Source organism: Mesorhizobium sp. M7A.F.Ca.US.005.03.2.1 (assembly GCF_003997795.1).
GTDB classification, from domain to species: Bacteria; Pseudomonadota; Alphaproteobacteria; order Rhizobiales; family Rhizobiaceae; genus Mesorhizobium; species Mesorhizobium ciceri.
The window spans coordinates 1-5,721 of record NZ_RZRP01000396.1 but is presented as its reverse complement, the minus strand read 5'-3'; the positions used below and the strand labels follow the sequence as shown (position 1 = coordinate 5,721).

Annotated in this window: 7 protein-coding genes and 1 pseudogene; all 8 read left to right on the top strand. The window is 59.6% G+C overall.

Annotated elements, in window-relative coordinates; all coding sequences use genetic code 11:
• Positions 1-196, top strand: a pseudogene (locus tag EN991_RS39950) (ABC transporter substrate-binding protein); the annotation flags it as partial.
• 12 nt (positions 197-208) lie between these two features.
• The gene (locus EN991_RS21030) at positions 209-1,135 is read left to right on the top strand and encodes an ABC transporter permease (RefSeq protein WP_127369467.1); all 927 of its coding nucleotides are present in this window, start codon (positions 209-211) and stop codon (positions 1,133-1,135) included.
• Positions 1,132-1,983, top strand: a complete 852-nt coding sequence (locus tag EN991_RS21025) for an ABC transporter permease (protein WP_063170698.1) — start codon at positions 1,132-1,134, stop codon at positions 1,981-1,983. The genes EN991_RS21030 and EN991_RS21025 overlap by 4 nt, the downstream gene beginning before the upstream one ends.
• Entirely contained in the window at positions 1,980-2,939 is a 960-nt protein-coding gene (locus EN991_RS21020) for an ABC transporter ATP-binding protein (protein ID WP_245461026.1), read from the top strand. The genes EN991_RS21025 and EN991_RS21020 overlap by 4 nt, the downstream gene beginning before the upstream one ends.
• Positions 2,936-3,886, top strand: a complete 951-nt coding sequence (locus tag EN991_RS21015; protein WP_127369466.1) for an ABC transporter ATP-binding protein — start codon at positions 2,936-2,938, stop codon at positions 3,884-3,886. Before EN991_RS21020 ends, EN991_RS21015 begins: the two co-directional genes overlap by 4 nt.
• Before the next feature lie 21 nt (positions 3,887-3,907).
• Positions 3,908-4,624: a M15 family metallopeptidase gene (locus EN991_RS21010; protein ID WP_127369465.1), complete on the top strand. Its 717-nt coding sequence runs from the start codon at positions 3,908-3,910 to the stop codon at positions 4,622-4,624.
• Positions 4,625-4,759: 135 nt separating this feature from the next.
• Entirely contained in the window at positions 4,760-5,113 is a 354-nt protein-coding gene (locus EN991_RS21005; RefSeq protein WP_127369464.1) for a RidA family protein, read from the top strand.
• A 7-nt stretch (positions 5,114-5,120) separates the two neighbouring features.
• Positions 5,121-5,721 (top strand): FAD-dependent oxidoreductase (locus EN991_RS21000; protein WP_127369463.1); only part of this gene is annotated, 601 nt, incomplete at its 3' end.

The window sequence follows — 5,721 nt, the reverse complement described above, 5'->3', positions numbered from 1 at the left end:
GTCCAAGACCTGGGACGAGCGTGTCGCTAACTTCAAAAAACTGCATGAATATATCCTTAGCCAGTTCGTCTTCATACCCATCCACGAGGCCGCGCAGAATATAGCCTACAACAGCGACATGCTGTCGGTTCCCGAAGCCATCCGTGGGGCGGAGATCATGCAGCAGACGGTTCTCGACCTGAAAGCGGTCGGGTAGGCGACCTGGTCCATGGCCGCATATCTCCTGAAGCGGACGCTGCTGCTCCTGCCCATCTTTGTGGTTGTCTCGGCTCTTGTCTTTATGGTCGTCCACTTCGTCCCGGGCGATCCCATCAACAATCTGGTGCGGGCCGGCTCTTCGCCGGCTCAGCGCGCTCAACTGGTTGTCAAGTACGGCTTGGATCGCAGCCTGATCGAGCAATATCTGCTGTGGATGTTCCACCTTCTGCAAGGTGATCTTGGCACCTCGATCCTTCAAGCTCGGCCCGTGCGCGATCTCATCTTGCAAAACCTGCCATACAGCCTCCAGCTCGGCCTGGCGGCGCTTGTCCTTTCTTCATTGGTCGGGATTGTCGCCGGTGCGCTCGCTGCCAGCTATCAAGGCACGCGGATCGACGAGGCGATAGGCACATTGAGCTTGCTTGGTGCGACCCTGCCAAGTTTTCTGCTTGGCCTGCTCCTGATCCTTGTCTTCGCTGTCTGGCTTGGCTGGGTTCCAGTCTCCGGCGTGCGATCCTGGACCTCATTGATCCTGCCGGTCCTTGCGACCAGCCTTGGCGGCATTGCGCTCGTAGCTCGTATCACCAGGATCGCGATGGTCGAGACAGCCAGCCAGGACTTCGTAACCTTGCTGTACGCCAAAGGGCTGTCTCCGTGCCGTATCCAGATCCGGCATGTTCTGCGCCACGCCATGCTGCCTGTCGTCACCATTCTGGGGCTTCGTATTGGCTGGATCATCGGCGGCGCCGTGACAACCGAATATGTATTCGCTCGCCCTGGTTTGGGCAGCCTGCTGATCCGCGCGCTGAACCAGCGTGACTATCCGCTGGTTCAAGGCTGTCTGCTGATGCTTGCGATGGCTGTCATCCTGGGCACCCTCATGGGCGACGTCGCTCAAGCCTTCATTGACCCTCGCCAGCGGAGATCCCAGTCGTGACCCGCAAACGATACACCGCGTTTGTGTCCGCATTTGCCACGCCAAAAGGGTGTGTCGCGGGCGTTTATCTGCTGCTTTTGATTAGCGCGGCGCTTCTCGCCCCATGGTTGGCGCCCTATGGCGATTCCCAGCAGAACCTCTCCATCATGAACCAGCAGCCATCGACGAGCCATCTGCTGGGGACCGATGAGTTGGGCCGCGACGTGCTGTCGCGTGTGATCTTCGGCGCTCGCACTTCGCTCACCGTCAGTTCCACGGCGATTGGCCTGTCGCTGCTCCTGGGATTGTTCCTCGGTGCCGCGTGTGGATATTTCGGTGGAGCCCTGGACCGGATCGTGATGGTGGCGGTCGATCTTACCTGGTCGTTTCCGGAGATACTGATAGCCTTGATGCTGGTCGCCGTCGTCGGGCCGGGACTCGGCGGTGTCGTCTGCGCGGTGGCGATTGCCTACCTTGCACAATTCACCCGGCTGACGCGCACCCAGGTGATCTCGCTCACCGGCGAAACCTATATCGAAGCCACCCGAAATCTCGGCGCCACGCACTTTCGTATCCTGTTTTCCCACCTTCTGCCCAATGTGCTTGCTCCGGTGCTGGTCGCCGCCATCCTTGCCACGGGCGATGCCATCATCCTCGAAGCCACTTTCGGCTTCTTTGGCCTGGGCGCGCAGCCGCCAACGCCGAGTTGGGGCGCCATGATGAGTTCCGGGACGGCGCAGCTCTTCATCGCGCCATGGGTGATTCTGTTTCCGGGATTTGCCGTAGCCATGACGGTCATCTTCCTGAACCTGTTTGGCGACGCTCTGATTGGGGCGCTCAATGTCCGATCCAAACCAAAGGGCGCATGAAAATGCTTCTTGATGTGGAACGACTGCAGATCGGTTTCGGCGCCTTCTCGCCTGTCGATGATGTCACCTTCGGTATCGATCGTGGCGAGATTCTCGGCGTGGTCGGCGAGTCGGGGTCTGGCAAGTCGCTGTCGGCGACAGCGATCATGGGCCTGTTGCCACGCATCGGTGCGAGGATCAGCTCAGGTCGCATGACGTTTGACGGCATCGATCTGGTGGGCCTGCCGGAAAAGCGCATGCGCCGGCTGCGTGGCGGAAAGATTGCGTTGATAACGCAGAACCCGATGACGTCGCTCGATCCGATGATACGGGTCGGCCCCCAGATCGACCAGTCATCGCGCCTTCATCTTAAGGTCGACCGTAAGGCCGCCCGCGCACGAAGTCTGGCTCTCATGGCGGACATGCAGATACCCAATCCCGCTGTCGTCTACGATCTCTATCCCTTTCAGCTCTCCGGCGGCATGAAGCAGCGCATTGTCATCGCAATGGCGCTAGCCGGCGAGCCGCAGCTTCTTATTGCGGATGAACCGACCACCGCGCTCGACGTCACCGTGCAGGCGCAAATCATCAAGATCCTCGTGGATCTCGTAAAGCAGCGCGGATTGGCGCTGATCCTCATAACGCACGACATGGGCATCGTGGCACACGCTTGCGATCGGGTGGCTGTCATGTATTGCGGGCGGATAATTGAGTCCGGTGCGGTGGAGCGGATCTTTGAAAATCCTCGCCATCCCTACACAAAAGCCCTGATCCGCTGCATTCCTCGCCTCGGCATGGTGCGAGGTAGCCTTAGCGCCATCCCGGGAACGGTACCGAACGCCGCGGCTTATCCGACTGGCTGCCGTTTTCGTCCGCGTTGTCCGGTTGCTGTCGTCCGCTGCCAGACCGAAATTCCCAAACTGCACGGTGATTGCGAAGGCCATGGTACCGCCTGCCATCTGGTGACAGCAGCATGAGCGAGCTTCTATCCGTGAAGGACCTCAGCTGCCGGTTTACGAACACGGCCCTGTTTCGAAAGCCGCGCGTCTTCCGCGCCGTCAGCGATGTCTCCTTCGAAATTCAACGCGGCGAGATCGTCGGGGTCGTCGGTGAATCGGGATGTGGCAAATCCACCTTGGCCCGCCTGGTGCTTCGGCTGATCGAGGCCAGCGCGGGAGAGGTCCGTTTCGACGGGCAAGACATCGCCCAGCTGTCGGCGGGGAATTTGCGGCGGTTGCGCCGTCACATGCAACTGGTGTTCCAGGATCCATATTCGGCGATCGATCCTCGTTTTTCGATAAGAGATGCGTTGCTTGAGCCTTTCCGCATCCAGGGCGTGAATCCAGATTCGGCGGAGGCAGCCGTGACCTCGCTGCTGGATATGGTTGGCCTCAGTGGTGCTGTCGCCAACAGCTATCCCCACCAGTTGTCAGGCGGACAGAAACAGCGGGTCGGCATTGCCCGTGCTCTCGCGCTCAAGCCGTCCCTTGTTGTGCTTGATGAGCCGACAGCGTCTCTGGACGTCTCGGTACAGGCGCAGATCATCACGCTGTTGGACCAACTGCGTGGCGAGTTGAACCTTACCTATCTCTTCATTTCCCACGACCTCGGACTGGTCAGCTATTTCTGCCATCGCGTCCTTGTCATGTATCTGGGCCGTGTGGTCGAGGTGATGGCGAGCAACGCCAAACCTTGCCACCCCTACACGCAGGCCCTGTTCGACAGCACATACGAGCCCGACCCCAAGCAACGACGCAAGGTCGCCCGGCTTTCGGGTGAAGTCCCCAGTGGCTATGATATCCCGCCCGGCTGTTCATTCGCAGCACGCTGTCCACGCGCCACCGACCTGTGCCGCCAATTATTGCCGCCCCTGATGACTATCGCCAGCGGACAGCAAGCCGCCTGTCACCATCCCTTGATCTAGAATTGCGAGGAGCAAAATTACATGAACACGCAGGACGCCTGCTATGCTGCCCTTGAGCGGCATTTCCTGACATACACGGAATTGGCCGCAGTGCCGGTGGAGGACAATGACGAGCCCCTGATTGCGATCGGCCCCGAGTTCTCAGGCAAAGTCCTCGCCGTAGACAGTACGATGAAAGTACACACGGGAGACCAGATCTTCGTCCGGTCGCGTGTGGTCCCGATGCTGGATGTGGCGCAACGCGCGCTCCGCGAAATCGCACAGGATTACGACCTGGAGGTTGTCTGTGGCTATCGGCATCTCGATGTGCAGCGCCAGCAATTCCAGGAGCAGATCCAGCACGTGCAGCAAAGAACTCCCTCCCTGTCTGGTGAAGCGCTGAAGGAGGCGGCTCACCGTTTCTCGGCCGTACCGGAGGTAGCAGGGCACCCGACCGGCGGCGCGGTCGACGTCCGGATCATTCAATCGAACGGTCAGGCGCTCGCTATGGGCACTGAACTGGGCGAGGATTGCCCGGACACCTACGTCTTTTCGCCATTCATCAAGAGAGAGCACTGGCGCAATCGACAGACGCTCAGGTTCTGCATGCTTCGCGCCGGCTTTGCGCCATTTGACGGCGAATGGTGGCATTTCTCATTCGGGGACCGTGAATGGGCGCGCTATTTCGACAAGGACAGAGCGATCTACAGCCAGCTAAGTTTCTCCATGGATAAGGGCCCGGAGACGACCTCTCGTTGATTGCCGCTGGAACTGGAAGCCTGCTCGCCTCGGAGCGGGCTCCATCCTGTATCAACGTCCTGCGACGGCAGAACCTGTTTGCTCGCTAGCGAACCCAAAAGAGCGCCGCCGCGCCGATCCTTCCAAGGACCTGTCATGACCGCTTCCACACTGCCGTTCTCAAACCTTCGCCGTGCCGGCGATACAGTCTACCTCTCGGGCGAACTCGGCTTCGATGACACTGGAAAAATCTCCGGCGACATTGTGCAGCAAACCCAAAACGTTCTGCGGCGGATCGAGGCCACCCTTGGCACTAGTGGATTATCGCGACGCGATATCCTCTCCTGTACCTGCTACCTGGTGCGCAAGGACAATTTCTCCGCCTTCAACCAGGTGTATCGCGCTTTCTTCAGTCACCATCCGCTGCCGGTCCGTGTCACTGTGGTTAGCGAGTTGGTCGTCGACGCGCTGATTGAAATAGCTGTCATCGCGCAGGACTGTAGCGTTTGACTTGCCGATGAGTGAGTTTGCGATCCTCGGCGCCGGCATCGTCGGTGTGACGACAGCACTTGCCCTGCAAGAAGGCGGGCATGAGGTCATCATCATTGACCGTCGGCAACCGGGCAGGGAGGCAAGCTACGGAAACGCCGGGATTGTCCAGGTCGAAGTGATGGAGCCCTATGCATTTCCGCGGGCCGCGCTTGATGTACTGCGTCTGGCATTCGGGTTGGGCAACGACGTCAGGTACCATCTGGCGGCTCTGCCCTCCGCGGCACTGCCACTCGCGCTCTACTATCTCAACTCTGCCCCGATAAGATATCGGACAATTTCCCAAATCTATAGGCAGTTGATTGGCCACTGCGCCGCGGACCACGACAAGCTGATTGCCGGAGCCGGCGCAGAACACTTGTTCGTCAGACGCGGCTACATCCAGATGCATCGCGAGGCCCGTGAGCTCGATACGGACGCCGCGCAGGCGGAACGCTACAGAAAGGACTTTGGTGTTCAGTCGCGCATCTTGACCAATCAGGCGTTGAGAGGTGAGGAGCCCTGCCTGAAGAGGGATTTCGCGGGTGCCGTGCATTGGCAACAAAGCAGAAGTTGTGTTGATCCGGGCG

Excerpts from the sequence above, each read along its gene's own strand:
- EN991_RS21020 (WP_245461026.1), top strand. The coding sequence starts at position 1,980 with ATGAAAATGCTTCTTGATGTGGAACGACTGCAGATCGGTTTCGGCGCC.
- EN991_RS21005 (WP_127369464.1), top strand. The coding sequence starts at position 4,760 with ATGACCGCTTCCACACTGCCGTTCTCAAACCTTCGCCGTGCCGGCGAT.
- EN991_RS21015 (WP_127369466.1), top strand. The coding sequence starts at position 2,936 with ATGAGCGAGCTTCTATCCGTGAAGGACCTCAGCTGCCGGTTTACGAAC.
- EN991_RS21010 (WP_127369465.1), top strand. The coding sequence starts at position 3,908 with ATGAACACGCAGGACGCCTGCTATGCTGCCCTTGAGCGGCATTTCCTG.
- EN991_RS21030 (WP_127369467.1), top strand. The coding sequence starts at position 209 with ATGGCCGCATATCTCCTGAAGCGGACGCTGCTGCTCCTGCCCATCTTT.